General features: G+C 66.1%; 11 protein-coding genes. 5 read left to right on the forward strand and 6 right to left on the reverse strand.

Going from position 1 to position 20643, the window contains the following annotated elements; genetic code table 11:
* Positions 1-306: 306 nt before the first annotated feature.
* From JQT59_RS09110 to JQT59_RS09130, 5 genes are all read right to left on the reverse strand, one after another.
* The gene (locus tag JQT59_RS09110) at positions 307-3735 is read right to left on the reverse strand and encodes a serine/threonine-protein kinase (protein ID WP_213575852.1); all 3429 of its coding nucleotides are present in this window, start codon (positions 3733-3735) and stop codon (positions 307-309) included.
* 742 nt (positions 3736-4477) lie between these two features.
* Positions 4478-6790: an ATP-binding protein gene (locus tag JQT59_RS09115; protein WP_249354291.1), complete on the reverse strand. Its 2313-nt coding sequence runs from the start codon at positions 6788-6790 to the stop codon at positions 4478-4480.
* Positions 6787-7401, reverse strand: coding sequence for an MDR/zinc-dependent alcohol dehydrogenase-like family protein (locus tag JQT59_RS09120; RefSeq protein WP_213575853.1), 615 nt, complete (start codon positions 7399-7401; stop codon positions 6787-6789). Before JQT59_RS09120 ends, JQT59_RS09115 begins: the two co-directional genes overlap by 4 nt.
* Before the next feature lie 339 nt (positions 7402-7740).
* Positions 7741-8487, reverse strand: a complete 747-nt coding sequence (locus JQT59_RS09125) for an SDR family NAD(P)-dependent oxidoreductase (RefSeq protein ID WP_009476605.1) — start codon at positions 8485-8487, stop codon at positions 7741-7743.
* A 22-nt stretch (positions 8488-8509) separates the two neighbouring features.
* The gene (locus JQT59_RS09130; protein WP_213575854.1) at positions 8510-11095 is read right to left on the reverse strand and encodes a flavin-containing monooxygenase; all 2586 of its coding nucleotides are present in this window, start codon (positions 11093-11095) and stop codon (positions 8510-8512) included.
* Between the two features lie 172 nt (positions 11096-11267).
* On the opposite strand from JQT59_RS09130, the gene JQT59_RS09135 reads away from it, so the two are divergent.
* From JQT59_RS09135 to JQT59_RS09155, 5 genes are all read left to right on the forward strand, one after another.
* Positions 11268-12902: a long-chain fatty acid--CoA ligase gene (locus JQT59_RS09135; protein ID WP_213575855.1), complete on the forward strand. Its 1635-nt coding sequence runs from the start codon at positions 11268-11270 to the stop codon at positions 12900-12902.
* A 37-nt stretch (positions 12903-12939) separates the two neighbouring features.
* Positions 12940-14085 carry an acyl-CoA dehydrogenase family protein gene (locus JQT59_RS09140; RefSeq protein WP_213575856.1) on the forward strand — a complete coding sequence of 382 codons (1146 nt, stop codon included), beginning with the start codon at positions 12940-12942 and terminating at the stop codon, positions 14083-14085.
* Between the two features lie 43 nt (positions 14086-14128).
* Positions 14129-16144 (forward strand): oxidoreductase, encoded by a 2016-nt coding sequence (locus JQT59_RS09145; RefSeq protein ID WP_213575857.1) that lies wholly within the window; start codon positions 14129-14131, stop codon positions 16142-16144.
* A gap of 177 nt (positions 16145-16321) precedes the next feature.
* Positions 16322-17500, forward strand: a complete 1179-nt coding sequence (locus JQT59_RS09150; protein WP_213575858.1) for an acyl-CoA dehydrogenase family protein — start codon at positions 16322-16324, stop codon at positions 17498-17500.
* A gap of 557 nt (positions 17501-18057) precedes the next feature.
* Positions 18058-19290 (forward strand): IS110 family RNA-guided transposase, encoded by a 1233-nt coding sequence (locus JQT59_RS09155; protein WP_213577563.1) that lies wholly within the window; start codon positions 18058-18060, stop codon positions 19288-19290.
* A 33-nt stretch (positions 19291-19323) separates the two neighbouring features.
* Here the strand turns inward: JQT59_RS09155 and JQT59_RS09160 are convergent, their stop codons facing one another.
* Positions 19324-20457 carry an IS110 family RNA-guided transposase gene (locus JQT59_RS09160; RefSeq protein ID WP_213577565.1) on the reverse strand — a complete coding sequence of 378 codons (1134 nt, stop codon included), beginning with the start codon at positions 20455-20457 and terminating at the stop codon, positions 19324-19326.
* Positions 20458-20643 lie beyond the last annotated feature (186 nt).

Consider the following 20643-nt stretch of genomic DNA (forward strand, 5'->3'; position numbering starts at 1 on the left):
CGACCTACGGTCGGCCAGCGCCCCGAGTTGCCCGTCGAACCGGGCGTGTAGATCAGAGGGGCAAACATCGGCACTGGATGCGTCAGCGATCGGCGCAGAACCGAAACGCCGAGTCCAGCTCAATTTCGTCGACCGCGATCGCCGGGCGCCCGCGGCCGCGCACAACGACGCATGTGCTGTCACACGGGCGGAAACGTACTGCGGGAGCGCAGCGCAACTGGTGAGGACTTTAGCGGCGGTCGAAGTGTGGCGCTTAGCCACGGACAACTCGTGTCGACGGTTGCGGTCGCCGTTCTTCAGACCTCTTCAGGTCGAGAGAATTTCCGTGAGAAAGCGCACGAGGACGGCTGCCGTCGGGGAGGGGTCCTGCTGGTGTTCGTCGCGCAGTCCCTCCAGGATCGGAACGATCTCGGCCCCGGCATCGATCAGCGTGCGTGTGAGCCCGAGCTGGGCACACGTGGTTGCGGCAGGGAGGAGGAGCTGGGCGGCCTGGTCGATACGCCCGGCGGACGCCAGGCATCCGGCATGTAGGAGAGTTGCTTCGAGGATGGCTTTGGGCCGGGGGTGCGCGGCCACGTCACGGGCGAGGGCAGCGGCTCGATTGCAGGCTTCGTCGAGTTGCGCGGGGGTGGGGTCGGCAAGCAGAGCGCGGATGCACGAGTTCTCCTCGAGCTCGGTTGTCACCGCGACCACGCCCGAGCCCTGAACCGTCGCCGCGGCTCGACGGAGCCCGGCCTTCTCACCGCTTAGGCCGATGCCTAGGTGGACTCGTTCGTTGTCGATGCGGGCGACGAGGCGGGGTATGCCCAGTGTCGTACCGGTGTGCGTGCCCTCGTCGAGACGTCGTGCTGCGGTGGAGATGTCGCCGCGGACGGCTTTGATCCTCGCCCCTGTGCCGTAGGTGGCGAGCAGAGAGTCGACGATGCTGCCTTCGGCCCCGCGTGCGTAGCTGTCATCGAGGAGCAGTTCGGCGGTGTCGAGATCGCCCTGTTCGTAAAGGAGGTCACCGAGTAGTGCCCCGGCCAGGCGAGCGGCATAGGAATGGGGTCCGGTTGAACTACGTGCCAGTGTCAGGGCGGTGCGGAAATTGGTTTCGGCGGCCGAGATGTCGAGTTGTTCGTGCGCGGCGATGCCGGCCATGCAGTGGCCGATGACGATGCTGAACGAGCCGTGCGTGGCGTGGTGGTAGGGAAGGGCCCACTGCAGGCGGTTGCGTGCCGCCGCGAAGTCGAATCGGTAGATGTCGATGTAGGAGGCGACGTTCGCGGCGCCGGCGACGGCATACGGACGGACCGTCTCGGGGTGCTCGAGTACCTCGGTCGTCGCCGCGTCGAGCTGGTCGATGGCGTCGGCCTGCACCCGGTCAACGTCGCGGATGACCGCGGCTTCGAGCCGGAGCCGGTGCGCGGCCTGCCCGGTGACGATGCCCTCGTCGAGCGCGGTCTGCACGGAGGACAGAGCGGTACGGACCGCGCCTGGATTGTGCAAGATGGCGTTGGCCCAGGCCACGACGAGCTGCAGATGCGGCCGCCGCTGCGGGGTATGCGGGGGGAGTTCGGCGATCAACCCGAGCACGGTGGACATCTTCGACTCCGCAATCAGGTCCAGGCCGCGACTCTCGATCAGTTCCGCGGCGCGGTCGAGGTCATTGCCGGCGACCAGATGCTCGATCGCCTCACCGAGGTGCCCGTGGTCGGCGAACCAGTCCGCCGCGGCGCGATGCAGCGGCGGAATCCGCTCGGGGAAATCCCGTTCGAGTCGGCGCCGGAGAAACTCCGCGAACAGGTGGTGATAACGGAACCAGTGCCGGTCCTCGTCGAGGCTGCGCAGGAACAGATCCCGATCCTCGATGTCCTCGAGCATCGCCTGGGTGTGCGGAAGCTGTGTGAGAGCGTGGGCGAGGTCACTGCAGAGACGTTCGGTGAAACAGGTGGCGAGAAGGAAATCGAGAGTGCGGGCATCGACCCCGTCGAGGACATTCTCGACTAGGTAGTCACCGATAGCGCGGTGCCGTCCGGAGAGGTGATCGATCAACTCGTGCGGGTTCTCGGCGTCACGGAGCGACAGCGAGGCCAGTTGGAGTGCGGCCACCCACCCGTCGGTAGAGACGGCCAGCCGCGCGACGTCGGTATCGGTGAGAGGGAGGCTATTGACGTCGATGAGCAACTGTTTCGCTTCGGCGACATCGAACCGCAGACGGGCAGCATCGATTTCGATCAGCTCGTCCCGCACGCGCATCCGGGCGACGGGAAGTCCGGCGCGGGTCCGGCTGGTGACCACGAACTGCAGGTGGTGACAGCCGTGGTCGAGGAGATACTCGAGCGCACCCAGTGTGCCCGCGTCGGTGATGCGATGCCAGTCGTCGAGAACGAGCGTGAGGGGATGGCCGGCGGTGTGAATGTCGTCGATCAGGCTCGACAGCACGTACCCCTCGGCCTGGCGGCCCTGTTCCTCGAGGACTTGCAGTAATTCGTCGGCTGCGGAGAAAGTCCGCACCTGGCGGAGCGACTCGACGAGGTGGCTGAGGAACCACACGGTGTTGTTGTCGTCCTGGCCGAGGGTCAGCCAAGCCGTGGCGACGCCTCTCGCGGACAAGGCAAGCTGCCACTGGGTGGCGAGGGTGGTCTTGCCGTAACCGGCGGGGCCGTGAATCAGGGTCAAGCGGCGGCGCCGCCCATCGTGCGGGTCGGCGATCAGGCGAGGGCGGTCGACGAGGGTCTTCATGGAGATCGGAGGGCGGAACCGCGTCCCCGGGGTGGGTGGGGGCTTCATTGCATGCCCTCGCCTCCCCGTTCGAGAGGGCAGGACAATGTTCCGACTGCCCGTGTGTCTCGCCGGCGCCACCGCCTCTACCACCGAACCGGCATCGGTCATGTCTCGTACCCGGTGCAATTCATCAGCGAGCGCGGACGCCGAGGCCGGGCGGGCGGCGGGATCGCGAGACATGGCACCTTCGACCGCCATCGCCAGCCCCGGGGGGATTCCGTCCCCGTTCAGGGGTGGTGCCGGATCGGAGGTGATCCGGACGAACTGCGCGAGGAGTTTCTCCCCGTGGCGTCGCTCGAAGGCGGCGTGCCCGGTCAGTGCGCAGAACAGGGTGGCTCCGAGACTGTAGATGTCAGATGCCACGGTTGGTTCCTCACCGGTGAGAACCTCCGGGGCAGTGAAGGCGGGAGATCCGGTGATGACCCCGGTGGTAGTTCGGAAACCACCGGGAATACGGGCGATTCCGAAGTCGGTGAGTTGCGGCCCGCCATATTCAGTGAGCATGATGTTGGCCGGCTTGACGTCGCGGTGCACGATGGCGAGCTGGTGCGCCGCCTCCAACGCGGCGGCGATCGACACTCCGAGCTCGACGGTGTCACGGGACGACAGCGGGCCGGATCGGCGGATCGACTCGTCAAGCGAACCGCGGGAGAAGTAGGGCATCACCATGAACGGTCGCCCCCTCTCGGTGACCCCGACCTGCAAGATCGTCGCGATGTTCGGGTGGCCGGACAACCGGCCCATCGCGCGCTGCTCCCGCAAAAACCGATCCACATTGGTGGGGTCCAGATCGGCCGTGAGCACCTTGATGGCGACGAGTCGGTCCAATTCCCGCTGCACGCATCGGTAGACCACCCCGAACCCTCCGCGGCCCACCTCGACAGCGTCGGTGAAACCCGCGGTCGCCAGCTCGGCGATGATGGTGCCCGTCCCCTCACGCTGTGTGGCGAACGGATCTGATGGACCCAACGGCCGATCTCACTTCCAGAGCGATTCCGGTATCTCGAGACGTACCGCCAGACTATCGCGGAGGCAGATGCCAAGTCTGCCGCTGATCGCGTGAGGCGCCCGCCTGCCTTCGGGGTTCGGAATTGGGCTCCTGAATTGGCGCCGCACTGCGTTCTCGCCACCGCCTCGAGCGCGGCGCGATCGCCAACTTGCCCTGACCCGCCGGCATGCTCGGACCGAGATCGCGCAGAGGGTGATCGACCGCGGCCTGCGTCAGAGTGTGAAGACCGGCGCGAGTGTGGATGTGGAGATGTGGAGTGCGCGTGCGAGTTGGGGGCGTTCGTCACAGTTGGACACCCGTGGCGGGGGTCGAGGCAGATTTGCCGGGTATGCCTGCGGTGGTGCTGCCGGCGCGGAGTTCGTCGCGGTCGTGGGTGGGGGTGGCTCCGTCGATGGATGCGCTGATGCGTTCGGCGCGGCTGGTCGACGCAAATACAACTTTCTGCGAAAGCCTCGTACTGACGCTTTGCGAACCGGGCAAAGCGTGAAGTGAGGGACACCCCGTCGGGCAGGGCTCTGTCGACTCGAACCTTAGTTGTAGGTGCACGGGACCCATCAATGTGGAATCGCGCGAATATCGCGGTCGGTGCTGCTCGGTTCGGTCGATCCTGGCAGCAAACCGAATCTGAAGCCGCAAGCTCATCGGCGCGTGTCCCCGTGCCGAGGCTCCACGTTCAGAGAGCAGACCTGGCCGAAGTCCAGGTCATGGCTTGAACGCTCCCTCTCGTGACATCCACGCTGCGACCTGACTCCTCGACGTGAAACCCAGCTTCGCCAGGATACGTTCGACGTGACCGTCCACCGTTCGCTTCGAGACGACCAACCGCTCGGCAATCTCGCGGTTGGATAGGCCTGCTTCGATGAGCGCCGCCACCTCCAGTTCGCGCTTCGTCAACGGACCCTGTACGGCGCGCCGCTCTACGGGAACGGACCCCAATCCCAAACCCAAGTCGATCACGTCGTCGAGGTCCCGCATCGGCCTAACATTGGTTGCCTGCATCACCGACGAGGCAGACCGCGGCATACGCCGCTCTGCCCAGCCGAGCAGTTGGGGGCCGAACGCGTCAAGTGACGTACCGAGCGACCGCCAGACCCGGCCGGCTGCCACGAGGAGCGCACCCGCCGCCCTGGTGCGGCGCTGGTCCGAGGCCACCCAAGACAGCAGACTGGTGGTAAGCGCGACGCAGATCGGATCGCGCAAGACGCTCAACAGCCGAAGCACCAGATGCGCAGTGCTCTCTGCTTCCTCCAACTTGCCCTGCTGCCACTGGGCAACGGCCATCGCCCACATCGCGTACACCCGGGCGGATCGGTCGCCGCAACGCTCGCACATCTCCACCGTCGTCGTGCTGACCTCCAACGCCTCCTCGGGGCGATCCGCCAATACGAGGGCCGATGCCAGCATGTAACGGGCGGTGAGTTCGAGGAAAAGATCATCGGCAAGATGATGACCCTCCACTGCCGATCGCAGATGCCCGATCGCTTCTTCAGGGCTTCCACTGAACAGGGCGAGGAGACCCTGCCAGTGCCGGAGGTGGACCGAGAGGCTGTTGGTCGGCAGTTCCGCAGCAGGCTCGAGCTCGTCCAACAAGCTACGGGCACCCGTGTGGTCGCCTTGGAGGAGCGCAATCCAGATGAGGAGCCACAGACACTCGGTGCGCGCAACCGATGGCTCGACGTGGGTTGCGAGCATCGCCTCGATGCGCATGCGTCCCTCGGCGAGTGAGCCGCCTGAGAGCCAGTGGTAGCGCAACATGCTCAACAGGTGGAGTCCTGCAAGGCCTTCGTCCTCGGAGTCGGCGCACCACTGGAGAGCAGCGACGTAGCTGGGGTGATCTCGGCGCATCTGCGCCAGGAGGTTCGGCTGATCTGGGCCGCACCAGCGAGCAAGCATTTCCTCCGCGCGGTGCAGCATGGCGTCTCGATGGCGACGCTCGAGCTCTGCTGTCTCGTCGGCTTGTTCTGCGAGTTGGGCGGCGACCTCCCGCAACGGGGCGAGAAGCCGGTAGCGCATCACCTCGCCTTCCCTGTTGGTGAGCAGGATCGACTGGCAAACCAGGCGGTCCAGGGCATCCATGATCTCGTCGCCGGTCAGACCGTCGAATGCGCACACGGCTTCGGCGAGCTCGAGGTCGAAGTCGGACGGGAACACCGAGAGGCGACGCCACAGGACCTGACCCCGCTCGGAGCAGAGCTCGTAGCTCCACTCGACCAGCGCGCGAAGCGACTGATGTCGCGGTGAGGCTCCCGCGCCAGGACCAGCCAGACTCGTAAGCCGATGACCGAAGCGCCGTACCATCTGTTCGACTGTCAGCGTTCGCAACTTGACGGCCGCAAGCTCGATGGCGAGCGGCAGCCCCTCCAACAGGCCACACAGCTCGATGACCGCGTGAGCGTTCTCTTCGGTGATCTCGAAGTCAGGATCCACTGCGCGCGCACGCTCGACCAGCAGCGCCACGGAACCGTCCATCACCAACTCGCCGACGGAAGTCTGTGGCGCAGGCACGCTGAGTGGGCGAACCGGGAGCACGACCTCGCCGGGAACTCCGATTGGTTCGCGACTCGTTGCGATGACCTTGAGGTGGGGCGCTGCGTTGAGCAGGTCCGGGAGTAGCGTTCGGAGGGGTGTCAGGACGTGTTCGCAGTTGTCGAGGACGATCAGGGCCTGTTGGTCTTGCAGGAAAGCCGACAGCTTCTCACGTTGCGCGCGAGCTGACTGATCCGTCATACCCAGGGACTGCACCATGGCGGCCCCGATGTCGTCCCCGCCGGCGTCAAGCCGGAGGTCGCTCAGCGGGGTGAGCCACACGCCATCGGCGAATGCGGGCCGCATTCGGAAGGCGAGTTCCAACGCCAGTCTCGTCTTGCCGACACCGCCCGGTCCGGTGAGCGTGACCATCCGGGACCGCGTCAGCGCCCGCTTGGCATCCTCTATCTCGTGCCGGCGGGCAACCAGTCCGCTGAGCGCCGGCCCTACGGGGTTACCACCCAACCGGGGTGCCTGAACACGAGTCATGTTGGGATCGTAGGCAGGCCCTGGCCGGGTCGACTACCCGCTGCCGACCACTCGGCCAAGCCCATGACTGCTTCGCCGTATCGGTCGGTGTAGTCAAAGACCAGGAAGCCCTGCACCGTGCATCGCTGGACGATCAGGTTCACGTGGTGGGTGATGCCCGGGCGAGCGTCCCGCCAGTAGCTCGAGACGGCGACGCACAGGACCACGCGACCCCTGGGCGCCGTCCGCAAAAGCGGCGACCAGGGGCGCTGCGTCGAGGTTGTCGAAGAAGACGTGATGTCCTCTGGGCAGGCATGCGCCACGCGCCGCTCCAGGTCACCGCCGCGGTGGTCCAGCGCCTCGTCTACGCCCAGTTGGTTGAGGAGCCAATCGCAGTTCCGTGCGCCGCCGGCAATGCCGACCACGCGACAACCCCGAGAGCTTCGTGATCTGGCAGACGAACCGACGTCAACGGCACCGGAAACGACCACGGTCTGCCCCGGCTCGGGGCGACCGACATCGAGCAGACCGAAGTACGCGGTGATGCCGGTGACGCCGACGAGGGACAACGCGGTCGGCATGTCGACGCCGGGCGGGATCTTCGTGGGAGCACTACGCCGAACGGGAGCCACCGCTGACGGCGTCGTCCTGCCAGCTGAAGACACCGGTGACGAGGTCACCGGGCGCGTAGTCGGGTGCTGGGGTTCAACCACCTCTCCGGCTGCGGCCGTCCCCTGACCAAGCGGGAGAATCGGGGATGTAAGTGTCGAATTCCATCCATGCCCGCTGCGCCGTGTCACACGAGAGCCACCCGTTGCGGACCAGGAACTGTCCCGGATGGACGGTCGGGCGTGCGTGTTCCTGCCAGGAGAGGTCGTCGTGACGGGAGTTGGGTGGATCGCCGTACCGGCACCCACGCCCTGGTGGTGTGCTCCATCGCGTTCGGGCGAACTGGGCGCCTGTTTCCCCATTCACAACCTGTTGACGTTCATGCCGCCGTCCAGCGTGATTGCGGTGCCGTTGACGAAGGTCGCGGCATCGGACGCCAGGAAGACGGCCAGCGAAGCCACTTCCTGCGGCTTCCCGAGTCGACCCTGTCGCGCCGTGATGATCTCCTCGAGGGACGGCCCGCCGGGTGGAGCCTCGAAGTCGTCGAAGGCGCGACGCATCATCGGGGTATCGATGAACCCCGGACAGATTGCGTTCGCCCGTACGCCGAGGTCGCGCAGCTCCACTGCCATGACCTCGGTCAGCCGCACTACACCGGCCTTGGCGGCCGCGTAGGCCCCGAGCAGCGGAAACCCGACGATCCCAGCGAGGGATGCAATGTTCACGATCGCCCCGCCTTGCATCAGGGGCACGGCGTGCTTATAGACCAGCCACGTTCCTCGCAGGTTCACCGAGATCACCTTGTCGAATGAATCCTCGCTCAGCTCATGGAGCGGCCCGAACGCCTCGACGCCAGCGTTGTTCACCACGACATCCAAGCCGCCGAGCGACTCGCCCACGGCGGTGAGGGCGCTGGCGACGCTTTCGCCGGAGCTCACGTCACAGGTGACGCCTACGGTGTCGCCGCCAATGTCCTTCGCTGCCTGCTCCGCGCCCGCAATATCGGCGATCGCGACGCGTGCGCCCGCCTCCACGAAGCCCTCGACGATGCCTCGACCGATTCCTCGGCCGCCGCCGGTCACCAACACTCGCTTGTTCTGAACCGTCATGTCGTTCGTCTCCTTCCCCGGGTCAGACGCCGGCGGTCGTGGTCGCGGGGTCGGCGCACAAAAGCGGTGCGAGGAACGCCGCCAGGGCCGCCTGGACCTCCGCAGCCCTGGGGATGGACCCCGACATCGAGAGGGTGGTGTGGATCAGCCCCTCGAATCGGCGTGACTCCGCGGGAGTACCGGCGGCGGCCAGCGCGCGGGCATAGTCCTCACCTTCGTCGCGAAGTGGGTCCACGCCCATGGTGAGCACCAGGGTCGGCGGTAGGCCTGACAGGTCGGCGGCCCGGGCGGGCGCGATCGACGGCGAAGCCAGATCGGTGGGGTCCACGGCGTACATTCCGGCCATCCGTGCGCAGAGCTCCATCGACAGCACGGGGCCGTTCGCAAACAGCTTGCGCGAGTCCGTCTCGGCGAACGGGTCCGTGACCGGTGCGACGAGCACCTGCGCGGTCAGCCGGGGTCCGTCCTCGTCACGAGCCCGCTGCGCGGCGACCGCGGCGAGGTTGGCTCCCGCGCTCTCACCACCCACGGCGATCCGCTCCGGATCTCCGCCGTGCACCGCGATGTTCTCCGCCACCCACCGCAGCGCCGAGAGCGTGTCTTCGACCGCAGCCGGGAACGGGTGCTCGGGTGCGAGACGATACTCGGGAGAGACCACCAGAGCCCCGGTATTGTGCGCGAGTGCGGCGCATGGCTCGTTGAACGCGTCCAGACTTCCGCCGATCCAGCCGCCGCCATGGAGGAAGAGGACCACGGGCAGCGGCCCCTGCACTGCGGTGGGGCGGTACAGACGGAGTTTCCGGCCGTCGTTACCAGACGGGAAGTCGACTTCACTGATAGTGACGTCGGACGGAAGGGACGCCTGGAAGAACTGGAACATGTCCATGGCGGCTCGTGCCTCCTCGAGGTTGCACTCCGCGAGGGGCTTGGCTCCGATGTTCATCATGCCGGCGAGGAAGAACACCGCGGATCCGTCCACCTGCACCAGGCTCGACAACGGCTGCTCGTCCTGGTCGAACGTGAATCCCGCGTAGCCCGTTGCCTCGACCTCGGCACAGATCGCGCGATACATCGGAGCTCCGGTGAACAGCGAGAGGGGAGTGCGTGCCTTGCCCTTGATGTTGTCGCCCATGTACCACGTCGTCGCAGTCGGAAACAGCGTCGCGTCCGCGACCTCCCTGACGAGCTCGTTGTAGCGATTCTCCGCCGACTCGCTCACCTCGACGCGGGTGCAGTCCGCGGCGTCGGTATGCGCAATGAGCCCGCCCACGAAGTCCACGCTGTCCTCGATAGCGATGGGGTTGTTGAACAGCGCGGCCGCGCTCTGCGGGCCGTTGATGTGGAACAGGTTGGGGAACCCGTGCGTAGCCATCCCCAGGTACGCGCGCTGGCCGTCGCTCCAGTGATCGGCGAGCTTGCGGCCGTCGCGACCCACGACTCCCATCTGCACGAGAGCGCCGGCACCGACGTCGAACCCGGTCGCCAGGACGATGACGTCGAACTCGTACTCGTGGTCCGTCGTTGCGATGCCCTTGCGCGTGATCCGCTCGATCGGAGTGGTCCGAGCATCCACCAAGTGCACATGGGGCAGGTTGAACACCTCGAAGTAGCCGGTCTCGAACGTGGCTCGCTTTACGCCGTAGGGGTGGTTGGTGGGACAGAGGAGTTCGGCAATCTTGGGGTCGTTGACGCGCTGGCGGATCCTGCCGCGGATGTACTCCGCCGCGGTCTCGTTGGCGTCCGCGTCGTAGATGAGGTCGAAGTACGTGGAGGCCAGCATGCGGAAGCCGCCGCCGTCGTAGTGCTGGTCGTAGACCTGCTCCCGCTGCTCGGGGGTGTCCATCAGGGCCGGGCGTTCGGGCCGGGGGTACGGCGCGCCAGCCAGACTCGCCCTGGACTCTGCGCGCAGTCGGGGATAGTCGGCGACGACGTCAGCGAACTCCTCGTCGGCCATCGGCCGGTTGCCGAGCGGGCAGGCGTAGTTGGGAGTGCGCTGGAAGACCGTCAGCTCACCCACCTCGCCTGCGATGGTCTGGATGACTTGGATTCCGGTCGATCCGGTCCCGATCACGGCCACGCGCTTACCGGCCAGGTCGATGTCGTCCGGCCACTGAGTGGTGTGGGCGACCGTGCCTTCGAAGTCGTCCTGCCCCGGGAAGTCGTTGGGCTTCGAGACGCTGAACGCGCCGGCACCGTTGATGAAGTACCGCGCCATGGTCACCGCACCGTCGTCGGTACGGACCTCCCAACGTTCGGCGTCTTCTCGCCAGACCGCTGAGGTGACCCTCGTGTTGAACCGGTAGCTGCGTCGCAGGTCGAACCGGTCTGCTACGTGCTCGAGGTAGGCGAGGATCTCTGGTTGGGCAGCGAACCGCTCGGTCCAGCGCCACTCCTTCTGCAGATCCTCGTCGAAGGAGAACGAGTAGAAGATGCTCTCGAAGTCGCAGCGGGCACCGGGGTAGCGGTTGCGGTTCCAGACACCGCCGGGGCCCGGCATTGCTTCGAAGCTCTGGACGGAGAGGCCCTGCTGGTTCCGCAGGCGGTGGGTGGCATAGAGGCCGGAGAATCCTGCGCCGACGATGACGGCGTCCACGTGGTTGTGAGTCATGACACAGGACAATCTCTGACGTTCAGGCGACCCGCACGGGTACGTGTGCCCCACGCCATACCTGTTCATATACCTGTTCCCGAGCGCGGGCGGCCTCGAGCGACGTTTCCGGCCATAACCTCCCGTCACGGGCCAGCCGATGGTCCACGTCACAAACGGGAGGAAGCCCACCATGCTAGGCACCATGCAGGACGAGCAGCTCTCGCTCGCCACCCTGTTGCGCTACGGGTCCAGCGTCCACGGAGATCGCACGGTCTCGACCTGGACCGGGGACGGCGTTCGGACCATGACCTTCCGCGAGCTCGGACGCCGCGCGAGCAGACTGGCGTACGCGCTCACCAAGCTCGGCATCGGCGTCGGCGACCGGGTCGCGACGTACATGTGGAACAACAACGAGCACGTCGTCGCGTACCTGGGCGTGCCGGCCATGGGCGCGGTCCTGCACCCCCTCAACATCCGCCTGTTCCCCGAGCAGCTCCAATACGTGGCCAACCACGCCGAGGACCTGGTCGTGGTGGTGGACGAGTCTCTCGTTCCCGCGTTCAACCAGCACCTGCCTCACCTGAAGACCGTCCGGCATGTCATCGTCAACGGTGACACCGCATCGTTGGAGGTGCCGGCGGAAGTCCAGATCCACAGCTGGGAAGACCTCCTCGCGGCGGAGCCGGAGGACTTCGACTTCCCAATCCTGGACGAGCGGTCGGCCGCAGCGATGTGCTACACGTCGGGAACGACTGGGGACCCGAAGGGCGTCGTGTACACCCATCGGTCCAACTGGCTCCACGCGATGCAGCTGATCAACCGTGATGGCATGGGCTTCACCGGTGAAGACACCGTCTTGACGATCGTTCCGCTCTTCCATGCGAACGCGTGGGGCATCCCGTACGCCGCCATGATGAACGGCGCGAATGTCCTGTTGCCGGACCGCTTCCTGCAGCCCGAGCACCTCCTGCGGCTCATGGACTCCCAGAAGCCGAGCTACGGTGCCGCAGTCCCCACCATCTGGAGCGGGGTCCTCGCCCAGCTCGAAGGCAAAGACCAAGACATCTCCCACCTGCGGACCGTGGTGGTCGGCGGTGCTGCCCTCTCTCCGGCGATGATGCACACCTTCGAGGAGAAGTACGGCGTGCAGCTCCTCCACGCCTGGGGCATGACGGAGACCTCGCCCCTCGGCTCCGTGGCCCACCCGCCCGCCGGCGCCTCCGGCGACGACGCTTGGCGATACCGGTACACCCAGGGCCGCTTCCCAGCCGGGGTGCAGGCTCGGCTGGTCGACGACGACGGCACGATCCTCCCGCACGATGGAATCGCGCTGGGCGAACTCGAGGTCCGTGGACCCTGGATCACCGGCTCCTACTACTCGCCGGCCGGGAACGCGATCGACCCCGAGAAGTTCCGCGATGGCTGGCTGCGCACCGGTGACATCGGACGGATCTCGCCCGACGGCTACCTCACCCTCGCCGACCGGACCAAGGACATCATCAAGTCCGGCGGCGAGTGGATCTCCTCGGTCGGTCTCGAGAATGCCGTGATGGGACACCCCTCGGTCATCGAGGCCGCCGTGATCGGCATTCCCGACCCGAAGTGGGACGAACGCCCGCTGGTCACCGTGGTGACTGCACCCGGCGCGGAGGTCACCTGCGAGGAGCTTCGCGAGTTCCTCGGTGTTCAGTTCGCCAAGTGGCAGCTCCCCGAGCACTGGGTGTTCGTCGACGAGGTTCCCAAGACGAGTGTCGGCAAGTTCGACAAGAAGCGACTCCGCGCGCTGCACGCCGAGGGCTCCCTTCCCGTCGAGACGCTCACCTGACCCACCGCCGACCTTTCAACGCGACAGCCGGAGACCGATGAACCGAACTCTCTACACCGACGACCACCATGCGTTCCGGGAGACCGTACGCAGCTTCCTCGAACGCTCCGTGATTCCCTTCCTCGGCAGGTACGCCGAGGAAGGGATCTTGCCGCGGGAGTTCTGGCTCGAGGCCGGCGAGATCGGCATGCTGGGCCTCGCGGTGCCCGAGGAGTACGGCGGCGCGGGTGCCGACGACTTCCGCTTCAACGCGGTGCTGACCGAGGAACTGGCGAAGGTCAACCTCGCGCTCTCGACCGCTGTCGGGATTCACGCCGACACGACGGCGCCATATCTTGTCGAGTTCGGTAGCGAGCAGCTCCGTCAGCGCTGGCTCCCCGGGGTCGTATCGGGGGAGGTCGTGTTGGCCATCGGTATGACCGAGCCCTCCGGCGGGTCCGACCTGGCGGCGTCGAAGACGACCGCTGTCCGAGACGGAGACTCGTGGGTCGTCAACGGCTCCAAGACGTTCATCTCCAACGGTTTCACCGCCGACCTGGTGATCACGGCCGTCCGGACGAGCCCGGAGAAGAAAGCTCGCGGGATCACGCTTTTCGCCATTCCCGCCACAGCACCCGGCTTCCATCGGGGACGCAGGCTCGACAAGGTCGGCCAACGCGAGTCGGACACGGCGGAGCTGTACTTCGAAGACGTTCGCCTCACCGACGCAGACATCGTCGGTGAGGTCGATCGAGGGTTCATCCAGATGATGCAGATGCTTCCTCAGGAACGCATCATCGGCGCCGTCGGCAACGTCGCCCAAGCCAGACAGATTCTCGAGGAGACGCTCGAGTACGCCAAGCAGCGCGAGGCGTTCGGGTCGGCGATCGGATCCTTCCAGCACAACAAGTTCGTTCTCGCAGAGCTGTTCACGCGCATCGACGTCACCCAGGCCTACGTAGACCAGTGCGTGAACGCACACGCGCAGGGTGCGCTCTCCGACGTCGATGCGGCCAAGGCCAAGTGGTGGGCAGCTGATGTGCAGAACGAGATCCTCGACCACTGCGTCCAGCTCCACGGAGGCTACGGGTTCATGAACGAGTACCGGGTGGCGCGGGCGTGGCGTGACGCGCGCGTGACCAAGATCTGGGCGGGCTCCAACGAGATCATGAAGGAGCTGATCGGCCGTGACCTCGGCCTCTGATCGCCTCTCCAGCACACCATTCGCTCTCGAAGGGAGCTTCCGCATGTCCTACCCTCACCTACTCGAACCCCTCGATCTCGGGTTTACCCGCCTGCCCAATCGAGTGCTAATGGGCTCCATGCACGTTGGGTTGGAGGAGGTCGAAAACGGCTTCGAGCGGATGGCCGCCTTCTACGCCGAACGCGCCCGTGGCGGCGTCGGCCTGATCGTGACCGGAGGAATCGCGCCGAATGAAGCCGGGTGCGGCTTGCCGAACGGAGGAGGCGCCAAGCTCACCACAGCAGACGAGGCCGATCACCACCGCGCCATCACGCGGGCGGTCCACGAGGCCGGGGGTCGGATCGCCATGCAGATCCTGCACGTCGGCCGGTACGGCCACCATTCCGACGTGGTGGCGCCCAGTGCGATCCAGGCGCCCATCAGCGAGTACCGGCCCCGCGAACTCAGCTCCGCCGAGGTAGATCAGACGATCGCCGACTACGCGACGTGCGCTGCCCTGGCCAAGCAAGCGGGGTACGACGGTGTCGAGATCATGGGATCCGAGGGTTACCTGATCAACCAGTTCATCGCCCGACGCACCAACCAGCGCACCGACGAATGGGGCGGCACCTACGAGAACCGCATTCGCTTCCCCGTCGAGATCGTCCGCGCAGTGAGGGAGGCAGTCGGGCCGGACTTCATCGTGATCTACCGACTGTCGATGCTGGACCTGGTTCCGGACGGATCGACGTTCGAAGAAGTCGTGGCTCTCGCCAAGGCCGTCGAGTCGGCTGGTGCAACCATCATCAACACGGGGATCGGCTGGCACGAGGCCCGCATCCCCACCATCGCCGCTTCGGTACCCCGCGGCGCCTACGCGTGGGTCACCAAGCGGCTCATGGGTGCCGTGGGCGTGCCCCTGGTGACGAGCAACCGGATCAACACCCCGGAGAAGGCCGAGGAGCTTCTCGCCGGGGGATACGCCGACATGGTGTCGCTTGCCCGTCCGTTCCTGGCCGACCCGAACTTCGTCAGCAAGGCCGCCAACGGCGCCTCGCACTCCATCAACACGTGCATAGGCTGCAATCAGGCCTGCCTCGACCACGGTTTCGCCGGAAAGATCACCTCCTGCCTCGTCAATCCCCGTGCGTGCCACGAGACCGAGCTCGTGCTCGGTCCGACGCTTAGGAAGAAGCGAGTTGCCGTGGTCGGCGCAGGACCCGCGGGCCTCGCCATCGCGACCGCCGCTGCCGAACGTGGGCACCAGGTGGATTTGTACGACGCAGCCGACGCCATCGGAGGTCAACTCAACGTGGCCCGTCAGGTGCCGGGGAAGCAGGAGTTCGACGAGACCCTCCGCTACTTCCGGCACCGAATCGACGTCACCGGCGTCTCACTGCGGCTTGGGGCGACCGTGGCCGCTTCGGATCTGCTCGGCTACGACGAGGTTGTCCTTGCGACGGGTGTTCGCCCCAGGAAGCCGGACATCTCAGGCGTCGATCACCCGATGGTGCTGGGATACCTCGACGTGCTACGCGACAAGAAACCCGTGGGTAGCAGGGTCGTGATCCTGGGCGCGGGAGGAATCGGCTTCGACGTGGCCGAGTGTCTCACCGACAGCGGCAGTGACCACACCAGCATCCCGGAATTCCTCGCCCCATGGGGCGTCGACCCGGACTACCGCAACGCCGGCGGCCTCAAGCCCCCGGTGCCGACGCCAGCGACTCGGACCGTCACGTTGATGCAACGCAAGGCGACCAAGGTGGGGGCAGGTCTGGGCAAGACGACCGGCTGGATCCACCGCACCGAACTCAAGCATCGGGGCGTCAAAATGGTCGCAGGAGTGACCTATGACCGCATCGACGACGAGGGCCTGCATTATCTCGTCGGCGACGAGAAGCGGGTGCTCACGGTCGACAACGTGATCCTGTGCACCGGACAGGAGCCCAACCGGGACCTCTACGACGCCCTGCAGGCGGCCGGCATGTCGGTACACGTCATCGGAGGAGCGGACGTTGCGGCCGAACTGGATGCCAAGCGCGCGATCGACCAGGGCACTCGGCTCGCTGCCGTGCTCTGACTCGTGCCCGTCTTCGCCGGCTTCACACGCTGATACCGCACCACCCGCCCGCCGGTCCGCGCCCCCGACCGTCCGCGTCGGTCCCATCGGACCGCTCGGCATGGGCGATGTGGGGCCTCAGATCGCCGCTCTTCTCCTCCAACCACCGTATTGTCACCGAAGGAATCCGAGACTCTGATGGACTTCAAACTCCCCGACACCGCCCTCGCCGTCCAGGACGGCGTTCGTGCCGTCGCCGCGAAGTACGACAACTCCTACTGGTCCGAGTGCGAGGAGGCCCACCGCTTCCCCATCGAAATCTTCACCGACCTCGGCAAGGGCGGCTGGTTAGGACTGAACGTCCCCGAACAGTACGGCGGGGGCGGGCAGGGCCTGCTCGAAGTGGCGATCGCGAACGAGACCCTGTGTGCCTCTGGAGGTGGCGCGGGAACTTTCTTCTATGTCACCACCCCTGGCTTCGGTGCGACCACCCTGGTCCGGCACGGCAGCGAGGAACAGAAACAAGCGATCCTCCCGGGCATCGCCGCCGGCGACATCCAGTTCTGCTTCGCGCTGACCGAGCCGGATGCAGGCAGCAACGCGATCGAGATCACCACCTCGGCCCGCCGCGACGGCGACGACTTCCTCATCAAGGGCCAGAAGGTCTGGATCTCCAACGTCGAGAACGCCGACTGGATGGTCGCCGTGACCCGCACCATCCCGGCCGCCGAGGCGACCCCTCGGTACAACGGCTTCACGCTGCTCCTCGTGGATGTAAAGCAGGCGTTGGCTGCCGGCACGCTGAGCTACACGCCCATTCCGAAGATGGGCAACAACATCCTGTGCTCGAGCCAGGTGTTCTTCGAGGACGTGCGGGTGCCCGCCCACAACGTCATCGGCGAGATCGACGGCGGCTTCCCGGTCCTGTGGGACGTCCTCAACCCGGAACGGATCATCGCCGCAGCAGGCGCAATCGGCGCCGCGGACGCGGCGCTCGCATACGCCGCCAAGTACGCCACCGAACGCGAGGTGTTCGGCCGCCCTATCGGCGCCAACCAAGGCATCCAATTCCCCCTCGCCCAGGTCAAGGCGAAGGTCGAACTCGCCCGGCTGATGACACATAAGGCAGCCTGGCTCTTCGACCAGGGACTCCCCTGCGGCAACGAGGCCAACGTCGCCAAGCTGACCGGCTCCCAGGTGGCGTGGGAGGCTGCGGATCAGGCGTTCCAGACCCTCGGCGGGATGGCCTACTCCAAGGAATACCCCGTCGAGCGTTGGATGCGCGACGCCCGGATCGTCAAGAACGCTCCGGTCGCCGAGCAACTCATCCTGGCGCACATCGGCACCTCGATGCTCAATCTCCCCAAAAGCTACTGACCACTCGACGACCGTCGCGTTGCCGACGGCCCCCTCATGAAGGACTCCGACCCGTCCCGCAGCGGGGATAGGGCTAAACGAATCCCAAGCCGGGAAGGGCGTACAACCGGTTTCCGTCAGTTGGCGCCTGCTGACGGACTTGACCGGACGATGTGGGGGGTGTCCCTAATGACTGTTGAACGTCCGGTCGTGAGCAGATGCCTAGGGTGTCCCTGGCCCGTTGAGGTCTCGCCATAGATAGGTGCGGTCGACCGGACGTTCTCATCGCGGATTGGGATCGGTTGCGAGAATCTTGACGGGAGGTTGGCGTGTCGTGAAGGCGAGTGAGGCCGGGAGAGGGATATTGCTGTGCGTGGTTCCACGCCTTGTCTCCACGGTTGATTCCTCGCCTGTCCCGAGCCGCTCGAGCTCTTGCAGAGACTGGAATCGTGCGGATTGTCGGGAACACGAACGGCTCATCGGAGGAAGGCCATCAGAGCCTCGTCATTAGGGCGCCGCGTGTTCTCGCTGAGGGTGAACCATGGCGGAGGAGAACGGACGACGGAAGAGAGTGGCCGGTGAGCGTATTTTGTGGAATTGATTGGGCCGAGGATCACCATGACATCGCGCTGGTAGATGCCGGTGGACAGCTGGTCGCGAAGCGACGGATTACAGACGATGCTGCCGGTTTCGGCGAGCTCCTGACATTGCTGGCGGAGGCCGGCGACGGAGCGTCGGCTCCGATCCCGGTGGCGATCGAAACCTCCCGCGGATTGCTCGTTGCGGCACTGCGCGCGACCGGAAGGCCGGTTTATGCGATCAATCCGATGGCCGTTGCCCGGTATCGCGAGCGACATTCGGTGGCCCGCAAGAAGTCGGACCATATCGACGCGCTGACGCTGGCTAACATACTGCGGACCGACGCACATGCTCATCGGCGGCTACCGGGCGATAGCGACCTCGCGCGGGCGATCGCGGTGCTCGCTCGCGCTGCTCAGGATGCAATCTGGCGGCGCACCAGAGCCACTCAAGAACTACGAACCTTATTGCGTGAGTACTACCCGGGCTTTCTCGACGCCTTCGGGGACAGCGTGCACACCAATCTCGCCAGCCTGGAAGCTAGAGCGATTCTGGCGGTGGCACCGACGCCCGAGCAGGGCGCGAGGCTGACCAAGAGCCGTATCGTTGCGGTGTTGCGTCGGGCGGGGCGGCAGCGGCGCCTCGAGGACGCCGCGACTCGAATCCAGGACGCGCTGCGCCGCCGGCAACTGAGCCAGCCACCCTTGGTGGAGCAGGCGATGGGGCGCCAGGCTCGCGCCCTCGTCGCGACGCTGGACGCCGAGTGCAAGAACGCGCAGGAACTCAATGAGGCTGCGTCCGAATCATTTCGGCAGCACCCTGACCATGCGGTCATCACAAGCTTTCCGGGACTTGCCGACGTCACCGGTGCCCGGGTGCTGGCCGAGATCGGCCGCTTCGCCGACGCACGTGGGCTGAAGGCATTTGCTGGGTCGGCACCGGTCACGCCCGCATCGGGGCGCAGTATCGCAGTCACTCACCGCCACGTGAAGAACAACCGGCTCGCCGCGGTCGGGTTCGTCTGGGCATTCGTCGCCGCCGGCCGGGAAGGTCCGGCCCGCGCGCACTACCTCGCCCGGCGTGAACATGGTGATCGCCACGCGGCGGCACTCCGGCATCTGTTCAACCGCATGCTCGGTCAGCTTTATCAGTGCCTGCAGACCGATCAGAAGTACGACGCGATCAAAGCATTTCCCTGTCACGGAACAATGCCAGAGCCTGCCGCCGCTTGACCCGATAACAAGATCGGAGGTCTATGGTTTTCGTCAAGCCGCTGAGGGGGTTGGATTCCGGTAGAGTTCCTTGTTCTTGAGCATGGCATCGAGGACGTCGCAGCGGCGTCGGGCGAGGCAGGTCAGGGCCGCGTTGTGTTTCTTCTTCTCGTCCCGTTTCTTGTCGTAGTAGACGCGACTGATCGGGTCGTGGAGGGCGGCGAAGGCGGACAGGAACAGGGCGCGTTTGAGTTTCTTGTTGCCGGAGCGGGCGGGGTGCTCGCCACGGATGGAGGATCCCGATTTTCGGGTGACCGGTGCGATGCCGGCATAGGCCGCCAGGTGGGCGGCGGACGGGAAGGCGGAGCCGTCGCCGACCTCGATCAGGATCCGAGCTGCTGTCCTGACGCCGATGCCGGGCATCGAGGTCAGGACTGGGAAAAGAGGGTGGTCATCGAGGGCCCTCTCCACGTCCACGGCGACCGCTTTACGTTGTAACAGAGTCTCTTTCAGTGAATCCGCAAGTTTGGGTAGAGCGGTTTCGGCGGCCGTGGTGCCGGGCACCACCACGGTCTGCTCGTCGAGGGCGGCAAGGATGTCGGTGGCCAACCTGGCGCCCATTCGGGGTGCGTGCTTGGCCGCGATCGCGGTGAGCTTGCGCTTGCCGGCCTGCCGGATTCCCGCCGGCCCGCCGCAGCGGGAGAGGGTCTCGAGCACCGCCGGATGGGTAATGCGGGGGCCGAGGACCCGTTCGAGGGCCGGGTGGATGGAGGTGAGCAGGCCGCGGATGCGGTTGCTGACCCGGGTGGCCTCACCGGCAAGGTCGTCGTCGAAGCCGACGAGGACCTCGAGCTCGGCGAGCGCCTCGTCGCCGGTATCGACCCGGCGCAGGGTGTGCGGCATGGTGCGGGCGGTATCGGCAATGATGAACGCGTCGCGGGCATCGGTTGTCGCCTGTCCGGGGTACAGGTCGGCGATGCGGCGCATCGCCAGCCCCGGCAGGTAGCCGACCTCGTGTCCGCAGGCGCGGGCCACGGTGACCGGCAGGGCGCCGATCGTGTTGGGTTGATCGACGACCACCAGCACCGATCCGTGCCTGGCCAGGCGGTCGAAGACCGCCCGCAGTTTTGCTTCGTCGTTCGGCAACGCCTTGTCGTAGATCTTCTTTCCGGCGGCGGTCAGTCCGATATCTCGTGCGCGGGGGAGTCGCTCATCGTTTGGGGTTTGATCGCGGGGTAGCTACCTCGAACCGGAGTGAATCTTGCAGTCCGGCCGCAAGGTCGCCTTGGCGGTGTGGCGTGATGCGGTGGCGTTCAAAACCATCTGCGGAGGGGGCCTGCGCCGCAACGAAGTCAGGCACCTGCAGCTGGTCGA

It is taken from the genome of Rhodococcus sp. USK13 (assembly GCF_018343855.1).
GTDB classification, from domain to species: Bacteria; Actinomycetota; Actinomycetes; order Mycobacteriales; family Mycobacteriaceae; genus Rhodococcus_F; species Rhodococcus_F oxybenzonivorans.

What these genes read in the sequence shown, in the direction of transcription:
- JQT59_RS09115 (WP_249354291.1), bottom strand. Translation starts at nt 6,790, where the DNA reads ATGACTCGTGTTCAGGCACCCCGGTTGGGTGGTAACCCCGTAGGGCCG.
- JQT59_RS09150 (WP_213575858.1), top strand. Translation starts at nt 16,322, where the DNA reads ATGGACTTCAAACTCCCCGACACCGCCCTCGCCGTCCAGGACGGCGTT.
- JQT59_RS09135 (WP_213575855.1), top strand. Translation starts at nt 11,268, where the DNA reads ATGCTAGGCACCATGCAGGACGAGCAGCTCTCGCTCGCCACCCTGTTG.
- JQT59_RS09130 (WP_213575854.1), bottom strand. Translation starts at nt 11,095, where the DNA reads ATGACTCACAACCACGTGGACGCCGTCATCGTCGGCGCAGGATTCTCC.
- JQT59_RS09125 (WP_009476605.1), bottom strand. Translation starts at nt 8,487, where the DNA reads ATGACGGTTCAGAACAAGCGAGTGTTGGTGACCGGCGGCGGCCGAGGA.
- JQT59_RS09140 (WP_213575856.1), top strand. Translation starts at nt 12,940, where the DNA reads ATGAACCGAACTCTCTACACCGACGACCACCATGCGTTCCGGGAGACC.
- JQT59_RS09145 (WP_213575857.1), top strand. Translation starts at nt 14,129, where the DNA reads ATGTCCTACCCTCACCTACTCGAACCCCTCGATCTCGGGTTTACCCGC.